This is a genomic window from Zunongwangia sp. L-65, assembly GCF_056859415.1.
Map to the genome: position 1 here is coordinate 26,590 of NZ_JBSXOK010000082.1, position 17,961 is coordinate 44,550.

General features: G+C 36.6%; 16 protein-coding genes. 12 read left to right on the top strand and 4 right to left on the bottom strand.

Annotated features, from left to right (window positions below; translation table 11 throughout):
* Positions 1 to 86: 86 nt before the first annotated feature.
* Positions 87 to 1,493: a dihydrolipoyl dehydrogenase gene (gene lpdA / locus AC13DP_RS20465; protein WP_483068388.1), complete on the bottom strand. Its 1,407-nt coding sequence runs from the start codon at positions 1,491 to 1,493 to the stop codon at positions 87 to 89.
* A gap of 324 nt (positions 1,494 to 1,817) precedes the next feature.
* Between lpdA and nhaC the strand changes: the two genes are divergently transcribed.
* From nhaC to ribB, 10 genes are all read left to right on the top strand, one after another.
* Positions 1,818 to 3,302 (top strand): Na+/H+ antiporter NhaC, encoded by a 1,485-nt coding sequence (gene nhaC / locus AC13DP_RS20470; protein ID WP_272958648.1) that lies wholly within the window; start codon positions 1,818 to 1,820, stop codon positions 3,300 to 3,302.
* A gap of 165 nt (positions 3,303 to 3,467) precedes the next feature.
* Entirely contained in the window at positions 3,468 to 4,106 is a 639-nt protein-coding gene (locus tag AC13DP_RS20475; protein ID WP_013072271.1) for a peroxiredoxin, read from the top strand.
* Positions 4,107 to 4,220: 114 nt separating this feature from the next.
* On the top strand, positions 4,221 to 4,535 hold the full coding sequence (locus tag AC13DP_RS20480; protein WP_013072272.1) for a thioredoxin family protein: 315 nt from the start codon (positions 4,221 to 4,223) through the stop codon (positions 4,533 to 4,535).
* Entirely contained in the window at positions 4,516 to 4,767 is a 252-nt protein-coding gene (locus tag AC13DP_RS20485) for a DUF6952 family protein (RefSeq protein ID WP_013072273.1), read from the top strand. The genes AC13DP_RS20480 and AC13DP_RS20485 overlap by 20 nt, the downstream gene beginning before the upstream one ends.
* 139 nt (positions 4,768 to 4,906) lie before the next feature.
* A complete protein-coding gene (gene tpx, locus AC13DP_RS20490; RefSeq protein WP_013072274.1) occupies positions 4,907 to 5,407 on the top strand; it encodes a thiol peroxidase in 501 nt (166 codons plus the stop codon).
* 1 nt (position 5,408) lies between these two features.
* Positions 5,409 to 5,777 carry a diacylglycerol kinase family protein gene (locus tag AC13DP_RS20495; protein ID WP_013072275.1) on the top strand — a complete coding sequence of 123 codons (369 nt, stop codon included), beginning with the start codon at positions 5,409 to 5,411 and terminating at the stop codon, positions 5,775 to 5,777.
* Positions 5,778 to 6,032: 255 nt separating this feature from the next.
* Positions 6,033 to 8,450, top strand: coding sequence for a DNA translocase FtsK (locus tag AC13DP_RS20500; protein WP_228251158.1), 2,418 nt, complete (start codon positions 6,033 to 6,035; stop codon positions 8,448 to 8,450).
* A 15-nt stretch (positions 8,451 to 8,465) separates the two neighbouring features.
* On the top strand, positions 8,466 to 9,107 hold the full coding sequence (gene lolA1, locus AC13DP_RS20505; RefSeq protein WP_228251159.1) for an outer membrane lipoprotein periplasmic chaperone LolA1: 642 nt from the start codon (positions 8,466 to 8,468) through the stop codon (positions 9,105 to 9,107).
* 10 nt (positions 9,108 to 9,117) lie between these two features.
* Entirely contained in the window at positions 9,118 to 10,563 is a 1,446-nt protein-coding gene (locus AC13DP_RS20510; protein ID WP_049771449.1) for an LptF/LptG family permease, read from the top strand.
* A 35-nt stretch (positions 10,564 to 10,598) separates the two neighbouring features.
* Complete coding sequence (gene ribB / locus AC13DP_RS20515) at positions 10,599 to 11,747, top strand: 3,4-dihydroxy-2-butanone-4-phosphate synthase (protein WP_013072281.1); 1,149 nt, start codon at positions 10,599 to 10,601, stop codon at positions 11,745 to 11,747.
* A gap of 445 nt (positions 11,748 to 12,192) precedes the next feature.
* On the opposite strand, the gene AC13DP_RS20520 is transcribed toward ribB, so the two are convergent.
* Entirely contained in the window at positions 12,193 to 12,825 is a 633-nt protein-coding gene (locus AC13DP_RS20520; RefSeq protein ID WP_013072282.1) for an NAD(P)H-dependent oxidoreductase, read from the bottom strand.
* Positions 12,826 to 12,951: 126 nt separating this feature from the next.
* On the opposite strand from AC13DP_RS20520, the gene AC13DP_RS20525 reads away from it, so the two are divergent.
* Both AC13DP_RS20525 and AC13DP_RS20530 read left to right on the top strand, forming a co-directional pair.
* Complete coding sequence (locus tag AC13DP_RS20525; protein ID WP_228251161.1) at positions 12,952 to 13,581, top strand: SanA/YdcF family protein; 630 nt, start codon at positions 12,952 to 12,954, stop codon at positions 13,579 to 13,581.
* Positions 13,582 to 13,655: 74 nt separating this feature from the next.
* Positions 13,656 to 14,012 (top strand): phage holin family protein, encoded by a 357-nt coding sequence (locus AC13DP_RS20530; protein WP_013072284.1) that lies wholly within the window; start codon positions 13,656 to 13,658, stop codon positions 14,010 to 14,012.
* Here the strand turns inward: AC13DP_RS20530 and AC13DP_RS20535 are convergent.
* Complete coding sequence (locus AC13DP_RS20535; RefSeq protein ID WP_347406135.1) at positions 13,999 to 15,138, bottom strand: PepSY-associated TM helix domain-containing protein; 1,140 nt, start codon at positions 15,136 to 15,138, stop codon at positions 13,999 to 14,001. The two genes, AC13DP_RS20530 and AC13DP_RS20535, sit on opposite strands and share 14 nt — an antisense overlap.
* 201 nt (positions 15,139 to 15,339) lie before the next feature.
* The gene (locus tag AC13DP_RS20540; RefSeq protein WP_347406136.1) at positions 15,340 to 17,802 is read right to left on the bottom strand and encodes a TonB-dependent receptor domain-containing protein; all 2,463 of its coding nucleotides are present in this window, start codon (positions 17,800 to 17,802) and stop codon (positions 15,340 to 15,342) included.
* Between the last annotated feature and the right edge of the window lie 159 nt (positions 17,803 to 17,961).

A 17,961-nucleotide genomic window follows, 5' to 3' on the forward strand; every position in this document is an offset into this window, starting at 1 on the left:
TTTTTTTAGTGATTTTTTTAACTATTGTTCAATAAAGAAGCCCTTTTAAGAGTTTAACAGGGCTTCTTTATTGAACAATTATAATACTACACGTGTATTGCACGATTATCTGTCGCGGCCAACGCAGCTTCTTTTACAGCTTCAGCGTAAGTTGGATGCGCGTGGCTCATCCGTGCGATATCCTCTGCAGAGGCTCTAAACTCCATCGCGGTGACGGCTTCAGCAATAAGATCTGCCGTACGGGCGCCAATCATATGAACACCAAGTACTTCATCCGTTTTTTCATCCGCAAGGATTTTGATCATTCCATCAATATCTCCACTTGCTCTTGAACGACCTAAAGCCCGCATTGGGAATTTGCCTTCTTTATATTTTACTCCATCTTCTTTTAATTGCTCTTCAGTTTTACCTACAGAGGCTACTTCTGGCCAGGTATACACCACTCCAGGAATAAGATTGTAATTTATATGCGGTTTTTGCCCGGCAATAACTTCAGCTACGAAGCTACCTTCTTCTTCAGCTTTATGTGCCAGCATTACGCCTTTTACCACATCACCAATAGCATAAATATTTTCGACATTTGTTTGTAAATGCTCATTTACTGCAATACGACCTTTATCATCAATCTCTACTCCGGCGGCATCGGCATTCAAACCATCTGTATAAGGACGTCTTCCTACTGAAACTAAACAGTAGTCTCCTTTAAGTTCTACTTCTTTATCTTTTTTATCATCTGCTTTTACAACAATTTCATCTCCGTTACGCTCAACAGATTTTACTTTGGTGCTCGTATAGAACTTTACTCCTTGTTTTTTTAAAACCTTAGTAAGTTCCTTAGACAGGGCACTATCCATCGTTGGGATAATTCTATCCATATACTCCACTACAGAAACATCTGCACCAAGTCGCTTATACACCTGGCCTAACTCAAGACCAATTACACCACCACCGATAATGATTAAATGCTTCGGAATTTCTTCTAACTTTAAAGCTTCAGTTGAGGTGATTACCCGCTCTTTATCTAACTCTATAAACGGAAGATTTGCCGGTTTACTTCCCGTAGCTATAATGGTTTTTTTAGCTTCTATGGTTTCGGTTTCACCGTCATTTTTCTCAATATTGATATGAGTTTTATCTTTAAAGGAACCAATTCCTTCAAAAACATCAATTTTATTCTTATCCATTAAGAATTTAACCCCATCACAGGTTTGACTAACCACAGAGGCTTTACGATCCATCATCTTTTCAAGATTCACTTTCACTTCTCCTGAGATTTCGATTCCGTGATCCTCAAAATGCTTTACCGCATCGTGATAATGATGTGAAGAATCCAAAAGGGCTTTACTAGGGATACAACCTACGTTTAAACAAGTCCCACCAAGAGTGGAATATTTTTCTATGATTGCAGTTTTCATTCCCAGTTGTGCGCAGCGTATGGCTGCCACGTATCCACCTGGGCCAGAACCTATAACTGCAACATCATATGTACTCATAACAATAAGTTTTTTATGTTGATTTAATAACAATACTTACAAAAGTACGACTATTCTCTAAACCACCAATGCCTCCTAATCGCCTTTCTAAACTTTTAAGAAAACTGAAACTTCAATCGATATTGTTCGTAATTTTTTCGTATTATTTAGATTTTACTATACTATTCGATTTAAAATCACAGCCAGAAAGCTAAACCTTGCATACTTTTATCTAAAATCGTAACATTACAATCGAAAATTTAATCTAAGCTAAACTTTTATAATTTCTAAAAACATCTTCGGACTACCGAATCATAGCTTTTAGATATAAACCGCTAAAACTGAATGGAAAACCATACGCCCCACGCTGAAGAAAACGTCAACAAAAAAGAGCTAAGTATTTGGGCTGCATTAATACCCGTATTTGCGCTTATCATCATGCTTGGATTTAATGTTCTCGTGGTATATGGAGATGAGGCTTTAAGTGGTTCTAATCAATTTATTTTGCTTTTGGGGGGCGCTGTAGCGGCGATTGTAGGGTACTTTAATAAGGTAAAGTTTGATAGCATGATCGACGAAGTAGCTAAAAACATCCAAAGTACGGCAGGAGCAATTTTAATCTTATTAATGGTTGGGGCTTTAGCAGGTACCTGGCTTATCAGCGGAATTATTCCGACTATGATTTATTACGGGTTGCAAATTCTAAATCCTACTATATTCCTTGCTGCTACGGTAATTATCTGTTCTGTGATTTCTGTAGCTACAGGCAGTAGCTGGACCACTTCAGCAACCGTAGGTATTGCTCTTGTAGGAATTGCTGATGCTCTGGGTATCCCGTTAGGAATGACGGCCGGTGCCATTCTCTCCGGAGCTTATTTTGGTGATAAAATGTCTCCATTGAGTGATACCACCAATCTTGCACCTGCGATGGCAGGAACAGATCTTTTTACTCATATTAGATATATGGCAATTACCACTGTACCGACAATCGTTGTCACATTGATCATCTTTGTGATTATTGGTCTTAATTTAGATACCACTGGTTCTACAGATACTTCCGCCATTTTAAATGCCATAGATGCATCATTCAATATCACACCTTGGTTGTTTGTAGTGCCTGCCCTGGTAATTTTTCTAATTGTTAGAAAAACCTCGCCATTAATCGCTTTATTAGTTGGCACTCTTTTAGGAGCTGTAGCCGCTTTAATTTTTCAACCAAACATCGTCCTCGAAATTAGCGGAAGCGATGAACTTACCTTTGTTAGCGCTTACCGCGGAATTATGGATGCCATAACAGTAGACACTGCTATAGAAACACAGTCTGCCGCTTTAAACGATCTTTTTGCTTCTAGCGGAATGGCAGGAATGCTGGGAACTATCTGGTTAATTATATGTGCTATGGTTTTTGGCGGGATCATGGATGCCATTGGGGCTTTAGCCAGAATAAGCAAAGCCCTGCTAAACCTCTTTGATAGTGTATTTGGACTTTTTGCCAGTACAGTGATAAGCTGTCTCGCTCTTAACGTTACAGCATCAGACCAATACCTGGCCATAGTGGTTCCCGGAAAAATGTTTGCCAAAGCCTATAAAGATAAGGGCCTTGCTCCAGAAAACCTGAGTAGAACCTTAGAAGATTCTGGTACGGTTACTTCAGTACTCATCCCATGGAATACTTGTGGTGCTTATCATAGCGGAGTGCTGGGCGTTCCGGTACTTTCTTATGTTGGCTATTGCTTTTTCAATTATTTGAGTCCGTTTATGACTTTATTATTTGCTGCTTTCCGGATAAAAATTAAGGAACTGGGGTCTCCCGAGACACGTACCGCATAGTTTTTAAACGAAAATAGAAGAACCCTATAGCGTTATTCTTTCGCAATAGTCAAATTCTATCACAGTATAAAAATTAAGAATTTAATTCCTGTGGTGACTCTGCTCTCTTGGGTTATATTTGCACTAGAATTAAGAAAAGAAAGTAGAACCCAAAAACAACAACATATGTCTATTGTAGGTAAAAAATTTCCAAATCTAAGTGTTAACGCGATGAACGATTTAGGAGATACATTCAAATTAAATGTATTAGAAGAAGCTCAAAAAAACAATAAGAAAGTACTATTATTTTGGTACCCAAAAGATTTTACTTTTGTTTGCCCAACTGAATTACACGCTTTCCAAGCTGCATTAGAAGAGTTTGAAAAAAGAAATGTAATGGTAATTGGTGCATCTTGTGACACTCCTGAAGTTCACTTTGCATGGCTAAATACCCCGAAAGATGATGGAGGTATCGAAGGAGTTACGTACCCAATATTAGCAGATTCTAACCGTAATTTAAGTTCTCGTTTAGGAATTCTTGATATTACCGGAGAATCTTACGATGAAGAAACCGGAGATATCACTCTAGAAGGTGACAATGTTACTTATAGGGCAACTTACCTTATCGACGAAGAAGGAACTGTATTCCACGAAGGCGTAAATCATATGCCATTAGGCCGTAATGTACAGGAATTCTTAAGATTGATTGACGCTTATACCCATGTACAAAAAAACGGTGAGGTTTGTCCTGCAAACTGGGAAGAAGGTAAAGATGCAATGAAAGCCGATCGAAAAGGCGTTGCTGACTACCTTAGCTTAAACTAAAAAGTTTTAAAGCCTAGTAAGCTCGAGTTTTTGAGATGACTAATAAACTTTAAAAAAATTATCCTCGGGATTTTATCCCGAGGAATTCATACCCTAACAGGGGAAAAAATTGCTATGATGAAGACATTAGATCAAGATAATTTAAATGAAATTGTTTCCAGTAACGAAACTGTAGTGGTACAGTATATGGCTGGCTGGTGTGGTAACTGCCGACTTATGAAACCTAAATTTAAAAAATTGTCGGGTGAAAATGAGAACGTAGAATTTATTTTAGTCGATGCGGAGAAGTATCCGGAGAGTAGAAAACTGGCTAATGTAAATAACCTACCAACCTTTGCCACGTTTAAAAATGGAGAATTTGTAAATCAGGTTCAAACAAACAAGTTTGACGTTCTAAAAGACTTAGTAAATGAAGTTACCAGTAATTAAACACCTGCAAAAAAATAACGAAGCAGATAAGCTTCAGGCAACTGTAGATGTTCTGGAAAGCTTTACCGAGCACAGATCGGTTTCTGAGGAAGAAATGGACGTTATTGGTGAATTAATCACTAATATTTGTGGTGCTATAGAAGTTCATAGAATGGTAAGCGAAGAAGGAATGAAAAATACAGATGCCGCCAATGCTTTTGTGAAAAAAGTTTTAGGATCAATAGATCAGTAAAATTTTACTATAGAAAAGACGAAAATCGGGTTAATTGTTAATTCAATGAACCCGATTTTTGTTTTAAGATAATTTTAGTATCACTCCATCCCAAATAGTCTAAATTTAGCTGGACTAATTCTTAACCAAATTTATTGCTATGTCTGAAATATCGTTTAAAGGCGAAAGAGTGATTACTTACGGAGATCTGCCTGCGATTGGTGAAAAAGCACCACATTTTGATCTTATAAAAACCGACCTGTCTAAAGCCAAACTAGAAGATTTTAAAGGAAAAAGAGTTATCCTTAATATTTTCCCGAGTATTGATACCGGAGTTTGTGCAACATCCGTACGAAATTTTAACGAGAGGGCTACCGAATTAGATAATACGGTAGTACTTTGCATCTCGAGAGATTTACCATTCGCACAAAAAAGGTTCGTAAATGATGAAGGTTTAAAAAATGTTATTAACTTGTCTGACTTTAAAGAACGTGAGTTTGGGAAAGACTACGGTGTTGAAATGATCACCGGTCCCCTTGAAGGTTTACTTTCACGGGTAGTAATCGTTCTGGATGAAAATTTAAATGTTATCCATACTCAGCAAGTGCCGGATATCGCTGAAGAACCAAATTATCTTGCTGCGTTAAAAACGCTTTTATAAAATGAAAGATAGTTTCCTTGGGAAACGTATTCGTGGTGGTGGCTATGCCTTAAAAGGCGCTTGGCTGCTTATAAAAAATGAACCCAGCATACAGGTACAATTTGCCATTTCTTTGGTTGTCACTGTTGCCGGGTTTTACTTTAATATTACAAAAACCGAATGGATGTTTCAGTGCATCGCTGTTGGAATGGTGATGAGTGCCGAAGGACTAAATACAGCTATAGAAGCCATTGCTGATTTTGTCCATCCAGATTTTCATCAAAAAATAGGTCATATAAAAGATGTTGCCGCAGGTGCCGTTTGTATTGCGGCTTTTATAGCCATTATTATCGGATGCATTATTTACATCCCATACATTCAGGCTTTATAAAATTTTCAGGTTAAAATTATGGTATTCTAAAATAATCTTAACACTGGCTAATTTTAAAAAATCCTTCAATTCAGCAATTTTTCTATAAAAAAGCTTGCGATAAATTTAATCACCCAGCATCTTAACTATCGGGAAAATAAAGCCTCCTTTTCAGCGTTTTTCTTTAAAAAAGACCCATTTTAAAATTGAATTTTATTTTCTTTATTTTAGAAGGGGCTAATTTGTATTTTTGCCGAAAATTCCGAAAAACCACGCATGGCCAAAAAGAAAACCAGAACTAAGAAAACCGCTAAAAATTCAAAGAAATTTTCGTTAAGACTTAACCGGCACCAAAAAGTGGTCCTGGGTAGTTTTCTTATGCTTTTTGGATTGGCCCTAATCGTGGCTTTTGTCTCCTTTTTGTTTAACTGGCAAGCCGATCAAAGTACCCTACAAGAATTTAGCGATCGCAGTGTAGAGGCCAAAAACTGGTTAAGTAAATTTGGTGCTTTAATTAGCGATTTCTTTATTTACCAGGGATTTGGGGTAGCTTCGTTTTCTATTGCCGTGTTAATCACCCTTTCTGGTATTTATTTATTCTTTGGGATGCCCTCTAAAAAGCTAACATCATTTTGGTTTTGGGGAATTTTGGTCATGATATGGCTATCTATAGTACTTGGCTTTTTTACCAAACATTCTATTTTGGGAGGCACCATAGGTTTTGAGATGAACGATTTTCTTCAGGATTACCTGGGATTTTTTGGTACTGTGCTACTGCTTTTTTTCCTTTTCATCGCTTACGTCGCATTGCGATTAAAAATTACGCCGGAAATGATAGGTACGTTTGTACAAACGAAAAAGGAAGATATCAATGCTGAATTTAAAGCAGCCAAAGAAGCTTCTGCCCAAAAAATGACCGCTAATACCACAGACGAAGAGCAGGATTGGAAAAAACAGAGTATTACAAAAGAAGAAAAAACTTTATCGACCGACGATACAGCTCCTGAAATTGATTTTGAAAATAATCTTTCTGAAGTTGGCAGCATTTCAGCAAAAACAAATACTACTTCATCTACTTCGGAAGAAAAAGAACAGGAAACTGAAGAGCTTGCCATGGAAGTAGAAACCGCCCCTGAAGAAGAAGAGGTAGATGAAGATAAGCTCAGTAAAAAATTAGTAAGTGATTTTGGTGAATTCGATCCAACCTTAGAACTTGGAAATTATAAATTCCCTACACTCGAATTATTACAGGATTATGGAGGTGGTATTACCATTAACCAAAAAGAGCTTGAGGAAAATAAGAACAGAATTGTAGATACGCTTAAAAACTACAAGATCGAAATTGCTCAGATTAAAGCTACAGTTGGCCCGACGGTAACTTTATACGAGATTGTTCCAGAAGCGGGAATCAGGATTTCAAAAATTAAAAATCTTGAAGACGATATTGCACTTTCATTAGCAGCTCTAGGAATACGAATCATCGCACCTATTCCCGGAAAAGGTACCATAGGTATCGAAGTCCCTAATAAAAATTCGACGATCGTATCGATGCGTTCTGTGATTGCCTCGCCTAAATTCCAAAATGCCGAGATGGAACTACCCATGGCACTGGGAAAAACCATTAGCAACGAAACCTTTGTGGTTGATCTTGCCAAAATGCCACACATGCTTATGGCAGGTGCAACAGGACAGGGTAAATCTGTCGGACTTAATGCGATTCTTACCTCCCTACTCTATTCTAAACATCCGGCAGAAGTAAAATTTGTACTGGTCGATCCTAAAAAAGTAGAATTAACGCTTTTTAATAAAATTGAGCGTCATTACTTAGCAAAATTACCCGATACCGAAGATGCTATTATAACCGATAACAACAAGGTTATCAATACACTAAACTCGCTTTGTATCGAAATGGACGATCGTTACGAACTACTTAAAGATGCGATGGTTCGTAATATCAAGGAATACAACGTAAAGTTTAAAAACCGAAAGTTAAATCCTGAAAACGGCCATAAATTTTTACCTTATATTATTCTGGTCGTAGATGAGTTTGCCGATTTGATTATGACCGCCGGTAAGGAAGTCGAAACCCCTATAGCACGTTTAGCACAGCTTGCTCGTGCCGTAGGAATTCACTTAATTATCGCTACTCAACGCCCGTCGGTAAACGTTATTACAGGGATAATCAAAGCAAACTTCCCGGCACGTATTGCTTTTAGGGTAACCTCTAAAATCGATTCGAGAACAATTTTAGATGGTCCCGGAGCCGACCAGTTAATTGGTCGTGGGGATATGCTTTTTACCCAGGGAAGCTCGATGAAGCGTTTACAATGTGCCTTTGTAGATACGCCTGAAGTAGATAAAATCACCGAATTTATTGGATCACAAAAAGCCTACCCAGATGCCCACATGCTGCCAGCTTACGAAGGTGAGGAAAGTGGCACAGGACTTGATATAGATGTGAGCGACAGAGATAAGCTATTTAGAGAAGCGGCTGAAGTTATTGTGACCGCTCAACAGGGCTCGGCATCATTACTACAGCGAAAATTAAAACTGGGGTACAACAGGGCCGGTAGAATTATAGATCAACTAGAAGCCGCCGGTATTGTCGGACCTTTTGAAGGCAGTAAAGCCAGACAGGTTTTAGTTACCGATCTTGTAGCTTTAGATCAATTACTTAATGAAGAACCTAAATAAAGAATTAAAAGCAAAATGAAAAAAATAGTATTTCTAATACTTGCATGTTTTAGCCTTGGAATGAACGCTCAGAACGCCCAAAAAGCCGAGCAACTTTTAAATGAAGTTTCCAAAAAGGTAAGCAGTTATGATAATATGGTGATCGATTTTAAATATGCTTTGGAGAATACTTCAGAAAATATTCATCAGGAAACACGTGGGGATGCCAGCATAAAAGGTGATAAATACGTGCTGAATTTTATGGGTACCACACAACTTTTTGATGGTAAAAAAGTATACACCATCATACCGGAAGACGAAGAGATCAATATATCTAATTATGTCGCCGAAGATGAAAATAATATCACCCCTTCCAAAATGTTTACCTTCTATCAGGATGGATATAATTTTGATTGGGACATCACTCAAAATGTAAATGGGAGAACGATACAGTACGTAAAGCTAACCCCGAAAGACAGTGAGGCTGAAGTAAAAAATATTCTACTGGGAATCGATAAAGAGACCAAGAATATTTACAATCTTATTCAAACTCAACCAAACGGAACAAAAATTACGATTACGGTAAAAAGTTTTAAAACCAATCAGTCTCTTGCGCAAAATCTATTTACTTTTGACGAAAGCAGATACAGCAATTATTATATTAATCGATTAGATTAATCATACATCCTTGAAAATATTAGACAGGTACATACTGGTAAGTTATCTACAGACATTCTTTACCGTTTTTATCATTTTGATGTTTATTTTTGTACTCCAGGCAATCTGGTTATACATTGGTGAACTTGCGGGTAAAGATTTAGATGTCTCTATCATTCTAAAATTTCTTTTGTATACCACTCCAAAGTTAGTACCTATGGTACTGCCACTAACCATATTGCTAACCTCAATTATGGTTTTTGGTAGTTTTGCCGAGAATTACGAGTTTGCGGCCATGAAATCTTCTGGAATTTCCTTGCAGCGAGCCATGCGAGGACTGACCCTTTTTATCGTACTGGTGAGTATTACCGCCTTTGTTTTTGCTAATAATGTGATTCCCGCCGCTGAGTTCAAAATTATTAACCTGCGAAAAAACATTGCTAAAATGAAACCGGCAATGGCCATTACCGCAGGTGTTTTTAACGAAGTTGGAAATATTAATATTAAAGTTGACAAAAAGAGCGGAGATAACGATCAATACCTCCACGATGTAATCATTCATACCGGAACTGAACGTGGTGGTGATTATACTGTAATCAAATCCAAAGAAGGAGAATTAGTAAGTAGCGAAGGTTCTAACGTATTGTCTCTAGTTCTAACCGATGGAAATTACTACCGAGAAGTACAACCCAGTGACTATTCTAAACGAGATCATAAACCTTTTATGAAAAGTTATTTTGAGGAGTACACTAAAAATATCGACCTGTCTGAATTAAACCAGGTAGACATGGACGATGAGAGTTATACGACACAAAGTATGCTTAGAATTGGTGAACTTACCAAAAGTATAGATAGCTTTTCGGTTTCCTTAAACGAGCGCAAAGAAGCTTTTGCAACTTCTATGTATAGTAGAACCGGAGTTAAGTCTTTAGATATTAATTTCAATCCGGAAGAATCTGATAAGTATAAAAGCTTTAAACATTCTATATTAGATAACTACAACAGCAATCAATCACAACGCATTGTAGATGATGCGATTAGAACTACCAATGCTGCAATTTCTCACCTTTCTATAAAAAAACAGGAGTTTAAGCAAAGTAGCAGACGCTTAAATAAATATGAAATTGCCCTACACGAAAAATATGTACTTGCGGTAGCCTGTATTGTACTCTTTTTTGTTGGAGCTCCCTTAGGCGCCATTATCCGTAAGGGGGGCATGGGACTCCCAATGGTTATTGCAATTATCATTTTTCTTAGTTATCATTTTATAGGGATCTTTGCTAAAAACAGCGCAGAGGATGGCAGTATTAGTCCGTTTATAGCTACATGGCTTAGTACACTAATTATGCTACCGTTGGGGATTTATTTTACCTATAGAGCTACTACAGACCAGGGATTATTTTCTTTTGATATAATAACAGAACCGATCTCGAAATTCTTTAAAAAGATAGGACTGGTAAAGCCCAAAGATAAATAGATTAAATACCTTTGCTAAACTAAAAAAGCTGCAAAATGTCAGGAATTAATGAGGGACATAAATCCTTTAAGTTAAATACAATTAAAGAGGCTATTGAAGATATCAAAGCTGGTAAAGTAGTTATTGTAGTAGATGATGAAGATCGCGAAAATGAAGGTGATTTTGTTGCTGCTGCTGAAAAAGTAACTCCACAGATGATTAACTTTATGGCTACTCACGGCCGCGGATTAATATGTGCCCCGATTACCGAGGATCGATCTAAAGAATTGGGGTTAAACCTGATGGTAGATGATAATACCGTTTTGCATAATACGCAATTTACAGTTTCTGTAGATCTAATTGGTCATGGATGTACCACAGGAATTTCAACCCACGATCGTGCAAAAACCATAAAAGCCTTAACCGAAAAAGAAACCAAACCTGAAGATTTAGGAAGGCCTGGACATATATTCCCACTAAGGGCTAAAAATGGCGGTGTTTTAAGAAGAACAGGGCATACTGAGGCATCTATAGATCTTGCTCGCCTGGCTGGACTGCAATCAGCCGGAATTTTGGTAGAGATCCTAAATGAAGATGGTAGCATGGCAAGACTTCCCCAACTTATGGAAGTTGCCAAAAAATTTAATCTTAAAATTATTTCTATCGAAGATCTGGTGGCATATCGTATGCAACACGATTCTCTTATTGTAAAAGAAGAAGATTTTGATATTAAGACCAGATTCGGTGAGTTTAGATTGAGGGCCTTTAAGCAAACCACCAATAATCAAATCCACATTGCGCTTACTAAAGGTGCGTGGACTAAAGAAGAAGAAGTTTTGGTTCGTATGAATTCTACTTTGGTCAATAATGATATTCTAGACACCTTAATGAATGATGCCGATAAAAAATTAGATAGCATGTTTAAGGCATTGGATAAAGATGGTAAAGGTGCTGTTGTATTTATTAATCCTGCAACTAAACCGCTAAGCCTTTTAAGCCGATTGGCAGAATTAAAAGAAAATCAGAAAGAAGGTACACTAAAAGCACCCCAACCTTCTATGGATAATAAAGATTTTGGGATAGGAGCACAAATATTACATGATCTCGGTATCCATAAAATAAAACTGCTTTCTAATTCCAAACAGACAAAGCGTGTAGGAATGATTGGTTATGGCCTGGAAATCGTAGATTACGTAAATTACTAATTCTTTATATAGAAGAGCCTATCTAGTCTATTTTCTTTAACCGATTCTGATCGCTATCTAAGTTGTTTCAGGTTCTTATAAATATTTATTAATCCGTAGATGAGATTCTAACAGGAACCTTTGTACCTATAAAAGATTCTATGAGGTTTTTAGATACTTTTCATAAAAGTATTTACATCTAGTTTTTTTAGATAAAAGAAAACCATAATCAAAAACTTCTGGTAAAGCCCACGAGGTATTAATCGGAAAACCTTTTTTACAATTTCGAGACAAGCCTCGAGAAATAACCCCTCCACGAGAGATTATTTAAATCACTGCTTTGATGATGAGGCATACCTAAACTGATAGAGTTTTCATAATAAAGTAAGGGGCATTAGTCACGATGATGAAGGAAGGCCTTTAATCAAGTGAAAGGTGAAAGCTTCAAGCAAAAATCAGGAATAATCTAGTAGATATTTATAATCGCATCTTCCTCTGCGCGTCTTACTTTTTTAAAGCTGGAGAAGATATCATCTTTAGCCCTGTAACCTACAGGCAATACTAAAACCGACTTTAGATTTTTTTCCTTCAGATTTAAAAGTTCATCATAGGCTTCCGGTAAAAAACCTTCCATAGGACAGGCATCGATTTCTTCCGTAGCACATACGGTAAGCAAAGTTCCTAATACCAAATACGCCTGATTTTTAGCCCAAATAGCAAGTTCCTCATTCGATTTATTCCCGAAGTCTTCTAGCAGAAAATTCTTAAACGGATCTAAGATCTCATCGGGAGTTTCACGAATTTGCTTTACACGCTCAAAATAATTCAGAATAAATTCTTTATCTACATTATCTTCAATACATATCACCAGTACATGCGAAGCCGTAGAAAGCTGCACCTGGTTCATTGCTTTTTCCTTTAAAGATTCCTGTAACTCTTTATTTTTCACCACAACAAGTCTTATAGGCTGCAATCCATAAGAAGTGGCGGTTAGATTAAAAGCCTGCTTTAAGATATCCACCTTAGACTCTGGTAAAATCTTTTTTTCATCAAATTTTTTCACAGCATAACGCCATTGCAAAGCTTTTATATTACTCATTTTTCTTCTAATTTTTTGCTAATTTAAGCAATGTAGTAAGTAATTGTAACGTTAATGCATAGAAATAACTAATCCATCAAAATTTATTGGTTATCTTCGAAATTAAAATAAAAAAGAAAAAGATGCATGCGGTTTCTTAAAAAATCTATTCTTTATACCGTAATTTTAATTGTACTCGGGATCTTCATTACTCTTGGATTAGAAGCTTTTATTAAACAGGATATAGCTAGCCGAATGTATGCCGAAATCAATGAGGTTCCCACCGCAAAAACCGCGATTGTATTAGGCGCCAGTGTTCATTCAGACGGGAAACTCTCCCCTATTTTACAAGATCGGGTAGACACTGCTATCGATCTTTTAAAGCACCATAAAGTAGAAGAAATTTTAATTAGCGGTGATCACGGCAGCGATGATTACAACGAAGTTGATGCCATCGCCAATTATCTTACAGAAAATGGCATACCATCAGATATACTAATTTTAGATCACGCCGGTTTCGACACCTATGATAGCATGTACAGAGCCTCTAAAGTTTTTAATATTAAAGATGCGATAGTAATTACACAACAGTTTCATTTACCCCGGGCCTTGTTTATTGCCAAACATTTGGGGTTAGATTATTATGGTTTTGAAGCTAAAGAACGGGAATTTAAAATTGAAACCAAGATTATGAAACGCGAAAAACTAGCCAATTACAAAGCCGTATTCGAAGTTATATTTCAAACCAAACCACGCGTTTTAAACAAAAAAATTTAGTTAAGCTTTTTTTAAATACATAAGCCTTAAGACTTGTTTTTGTATTTTTCAGATAACAACTACAAAAGTACATTATGTTATCTGCTATTATTCATATTCTTATCGATGCGCTAATCTTAATGGTCGCCGCTAAATTCCTTAATAAAGTTCATCTTAAAAGTTTTAAAACTGCTGTTTTAGTCGCTTTGCTTATTGGTGTATTAAGCTTCTTTTTAAGCTGGCTATTCACCGCTGTTTTAAATATCGCCACCTTAGGAATGTTTTATTTTCTGGGATTAGGCTTTGTGACTCGAATCGTTGCTTATGCCATCATTATTGAAATTGCCGATCAGTTAAGCAGTGGCTTTAAAACCGAAGGATTTTTACCTTCGCTTTGGCTAGCGGTAATATTGGCATTTTTTGGAAGTATAATCGATGCTATGCTTTTTTAGAAATTTTTGGCTTTCTCTTTGGTGATTTAAATTTTCTTCCATACCAAATATAAAAGCCTGTAATAGGTAAAACTGCTATAAAAAGACTAGCTAGAAAAGCAATAATTTTCCCGGGCAATCTAAAATACTGGCCACTATGCAACCCGTATGTCATTTCCTGAAGTTTTAACCCCGTACTTTTGGTGTGATAATTAGATTGATATAAAAGCTCTCCCGTTTTTGGATGAAATTGATAATTAGATTGATGATCAAAGTGAAGGGATTTAGGATAAGCTCCGGAAATGATAGGAGAACTTCCATCCTGCTTCCATACAAAATACATTCCGCTCTCAGGTTTTAAGGCTATGGTTTGCTGGAAAGCCAAGTCCATTGCATGTTGCTGATATTTTTTATTACCAGCAGGGTCTTTTATCGCTGGTATAAAAAAGTCAGACTCATGTCGTTCCCCAAAATTCGCTACCGAATAAAAAGAATCATGCACCGGTTCATAAATAAATGCCAGGCCGGTAATGGCTAAAATCAAAGCAATTATTGCGGTATAAAAACCGGTAACATTATGCCAGTCGTAATTAATTCGTCGCCAGCGTGCACTCCATTTTACCGATAATCGCTGTTTTAAGTATTTAACCTTTTTTGGCCACCAAAGAATAATACCACTTAATACTAAGATCACAAAAATGATTGTCGCCATGCCCACTATTTGCTTTCCTATTTCTTGTGGAAGCAATAAGTACATGTGCAATTCTTCAATAATGGTAAAGAATTCAATGTCCAGGTTTACTTTTTTGATCAATTCACCAGTATACGGATTAAAATTCAGTAAAAAATCACTCCCATCTTTAGTCATACTTACTGTAGCGGGGCGGGAACCACCATTGTAAACCACCATTGATGCTTCAAAATCTGGCTGAAAATCATTGGCTTTTTTCAGTAAAAAAGAAGGGGCTATAAATGCCAAATCCTGCTGGGGTACAAATCGGTAATCGTAAAAAACATCTTTTAATTCATCATGAAAAGTGAAAATACAGCCGGTAATTGCTACAATAAAAATAACAACCCCAGAGGTTAATCCTAACCACAAATGGAGTTGATGAATTATTGTTTTAAAAGCGTTTTTACCTGCCATTTCAAAATTTTGAACAAATGTAATAAAAAGGAAAGCCGGACACTTTTAAAGTATCCGACTAAACACAAACTAACTAGAATAAATTTTAAATAAACCCCGGAGCGCGGCCACAAGATATAAATCGGAAATTCTTTTACTATTTTGATGTATCCCTATCCCATTCTAATAGTTGAGATTGGACTGGAGTAATTCCTTATTAATTTAGAATTTATAAGTAAAATTAGCCGACAAATTTCTCCCAATTTGTGGGTTAATGGTCGACCAACCATTATAATATTCTTCATCATTAAGGTTATTCAGTTTTAACGTAATTCCGAATTTTTCAGTTTGGTAAAATAAAGAGGCGTTTAATACGGTATAATCATCCAGTGTAAAAATACCTGCAGTATTTCTATTAAAAATCATATTTTCACTTCCATAATTTCCTCCAAAACCAACTCCAAAACCATCCAATGCGTTGTTAGAAAATTGATAAGTGGCCCAAAGATTTGCTAGATTTTGTGGTCCCGCACTTTCTGGACGGCGGCCTAAGAAATCATCTCCCTCAGTTCCTTTGGTAAGTTCACTTTCGTTATAACTGTAATTCGCATTTATATTTAAACCTTTTAGGGGCGCGGCAGTTATACTGGCCTCAAATCCACGGCTATACAATTCACCTCCCTGGGTATATACTTGAGGAGCAATGGTCATCACCGTGTTGGTTACCTGAATATCATAGTAAGACAATGTTGTGGCTATCTTATTATTAAGAAGATTTAATTTTATACCACCTTCAAGCTGTCTTGCATGTTCAGGATCGAATTCATAATTTTTATTATTGCCATTCAGATCCATTCCGGTTTGTGGGGCTACATTGCTAAAACCATCCTGGTAATTAGCAAATAAAGACAGCTTATCCAAAACAGGTTGGTACACCACACCAAATTTAGGAGACCATGCCGTTTGGCTATTGTTTTCGCTCTCAAAACGATCTACACGTAAACTTGCCATAATCGATAATGCCTCGATAGGATTAAAAATATCAGATACATAAGCACTATAAATCTCTTGTCTGGAATTGGAGGGATTGATGTCTGAACTTTCAAAAAGTGCATCTACGCCCGACTTCGATAAAATACCGCTATCGTAATCTGTGATGTAAGCATTAGGATCTGTAATACCGTATACACTTGCATTTACATTTTCTGCATTGGCACTACCAATATAAATTAACCCGTTTCTTAGATATCCGGTACCGTTATTTCGAACCTCGCGATTATAGTAATCTAAACCGGCCACTATACGGTTTCTGGTTTTACCGATGTTGAAATCACCAATGAAATTTTGCTGAATATCGGTCGTTAGCGTGGTTGAGTTTTGGTGATTCATTTGTCTGGCAAAAACGACTCCACTATCCAAAGTCGTTCCGAATAAAGCATCTTCTCCCATAAAACTTGACGTTCCTTCATATAAATATGAATAATAGCCTCTTGCTTTTGCTGAACTTTGAGAAACTGCTGTTTGAGATGTCCAGCTCTCAGATAACTTATAGTTCATCTGCGCCTGAATACTGTACATTGGATTTTCGATCCCTAAATCATCTGAAGTATAAGAGCGATTATTATCGTAACCTAATTCATCAAGATTGTTTACAACCAGTTTACTACCTCTGTCCAAAAATAACATGGTTTGATTGGTAGCTTCTACCTGATAGATTTCAGTATTCACTAAGAAAGAAAGACGATCATCTACCTGATAAGATAAAGAAGGTGCGAAGAAAAATGATTTTCTAAAACCTGCATCCTGAAAACTTTCCTGGGTATGGTATGCCGAGTTCACCCTTAGATTTAGCCCATGGTTTAAAGGTAAATTCACATCTGCCGTTAGTCTATTTAAACCATAACTTCCTGAGGTGTAGGAAATATTCCCACCAAAATCATTATATGGGCGTTTTGTTACTACATTAATTAATCCTCCATAAGAAACCACTGAACTTCCATATAAAGTTCCGGAAGGCCCTTTAATAACTTCGATGGTCTCAATATTTTGTGGATCAGGACTACCGTTAGTTAAAGCAGGTAAACCATTTGTTAAATTAGGCTGAACGGCAAATCCTCTTAAAGAGTAATAACCTGCTCCATCAGAACCTCTACCGGTAGATTCCCATAATTTGGTAATCCCAGCTGCATTTTTTAAAGCATCATCAAAATTAGTAACTACCTGACTTTGTAATAAGTCTGCCGTAATTGAATTATATACCTGGGAGTTTTCCATTCTGGATAGCGGTAATTTAGAGACATATACACTGGAACTTTTGGTAAACTCATTCGTCTTATTTTCAGCATTAAGCAGCACTTCCCCTAATTGCTCTTCACTGCCTATTAAAACTACAGGAGCAATATCGGTAATTACTCCGCCTTCAACCGAAACATTTACTTCAGTAGCCTTATAGCCAACGTAAGAAAATTTTATCGTATAGGTACCGGGGCGTACATTTCGCAATTCATAAAATCCATTTCGATTGGTTTCCGTTCCTTTTGAAGTACCTTGTAAAGCAACATTCACATTAAGAATAGGTTGATTAGCACTATTTACCACCTGCCCTTTAAGCGTTCCTGAATTTTGGGCAAATCCCAGAGAAGAAAGAAATAATGATAAAAATAGTAGTAGTTGTTTTTGTGACATTTTTTTTCGATCTATTTATTTAGACTATTTTTAAATAATTTCGCAAATGTAAAAACCTACAATCATTTTAAAAAGCTAATTCAGATTTATTTTAAATAAAAATAACATAGCTTCCTATATAGACTGCTTCTTAAGGAAACACTAAATTAATCTTCTATA

Bases quoted from the DNA above. Each gene is read 5' to 3' on its own strand.
- ribB (WP_013072281.1), top strand. From the start codon at position 10,599: ATGTCAGGAATTAATGAGGGACATAAATCCTTTAAGTTAAATACAATT.
- AC13DP_RS20530 (WP_013072284.1), top strand. From the start codon at position 13,656: ATGTTATCTGCTATTATTCATATTCTTATCGATGCGCTAATCTTAATG.
- AC13DP_RS20485 (WP_013072273.1), top strand. From the start codon at position 4,516: ATGAAGTTACCAGTAATTAAACACCTGCAAAAAAATAACGAAGCAGAT.
- AC13DP_RS20475 (WP_013072271.1), top strand. From the start codon at position 3,468: ATGTCTATTGTAGGTAAAAAATTTCCAAATCTAAGTGTTAACGCGATG.
- AC13DP_RS20535 (WP_347406135.1), bottom strand. From the start codon at position 15,138: ATGGCAGGTAAAAACGCTTTTAAAACAATAATTCATCAACTCCATTTG.
- AC13DP_RS20495 (WP_013072275.1), top strand. From the start codon at position 5,409: ATGAAAGATAGTTTCCTTGGGAAACGTATTCGTGGTGGTGGCTATGCC.
- AC13DP_RS20525 (WP_228251161.1), top strand. From the start codon at position 12,952: ATGCGGTTTCTTAAAAAATCTATTCTTTATACCGTAATTTTAATTGTA.
- nhaC (WP_272958648.1), top strand. From the start codon at position 1,818: ATGGAAAACCATACGCCCCACGCTGAAGAAAACGTCAACAAAAAAGAG.
- lpdA (WP_483068388.1), bottom strand. From the start codon at position 1,493: ATGAGTACATATGATGTTGCAGTTATAGGTTCTGGCCCAGGTGGATAC.
- AC13DP_RS20520 (WP_013072282.1), bottom strand. From the start codon at position 12,825: ATGAGTAATATAAAAGCTTTGCAATGGCGTTATGCTGTGAAAAAATTT.
- tpx (WP_013072274.1), top strand. From the start codon at position 4,907: ATGTCTGAAATATCGTTTAAAGGCGAAAGAGTGATTACTTACGGAGAT.
- lolA1 (WP_228251159.1), top strand. From the start codon at position 8,466: ATGAAAAAAATAGTATTTCTAATACTTGCATGTTTTAGCCTTGGAATG.
- AC13DP_RS20500 (WP_228251158.1), top strand. From the start codon at position 6,033: ATGGCCAAAAAGAAAACCAGAACTAAGAAAACCGCTAAAAATTCAAAG.
- AC13DP_RS20540 (WP_347406136.1), bottom strand. From the start codon at position 17,802: ATGTCACAAAAACAACTACTACTATTTTTATCATTATTTCTTTCTTCT.
- AC13DP_RS20480 (WP_013072272.1), top strand. From the start codon at position 4,221: ATGATGAAGACATTAGATCAAGATAATTTAAATGAAATTGTTTCCAGT.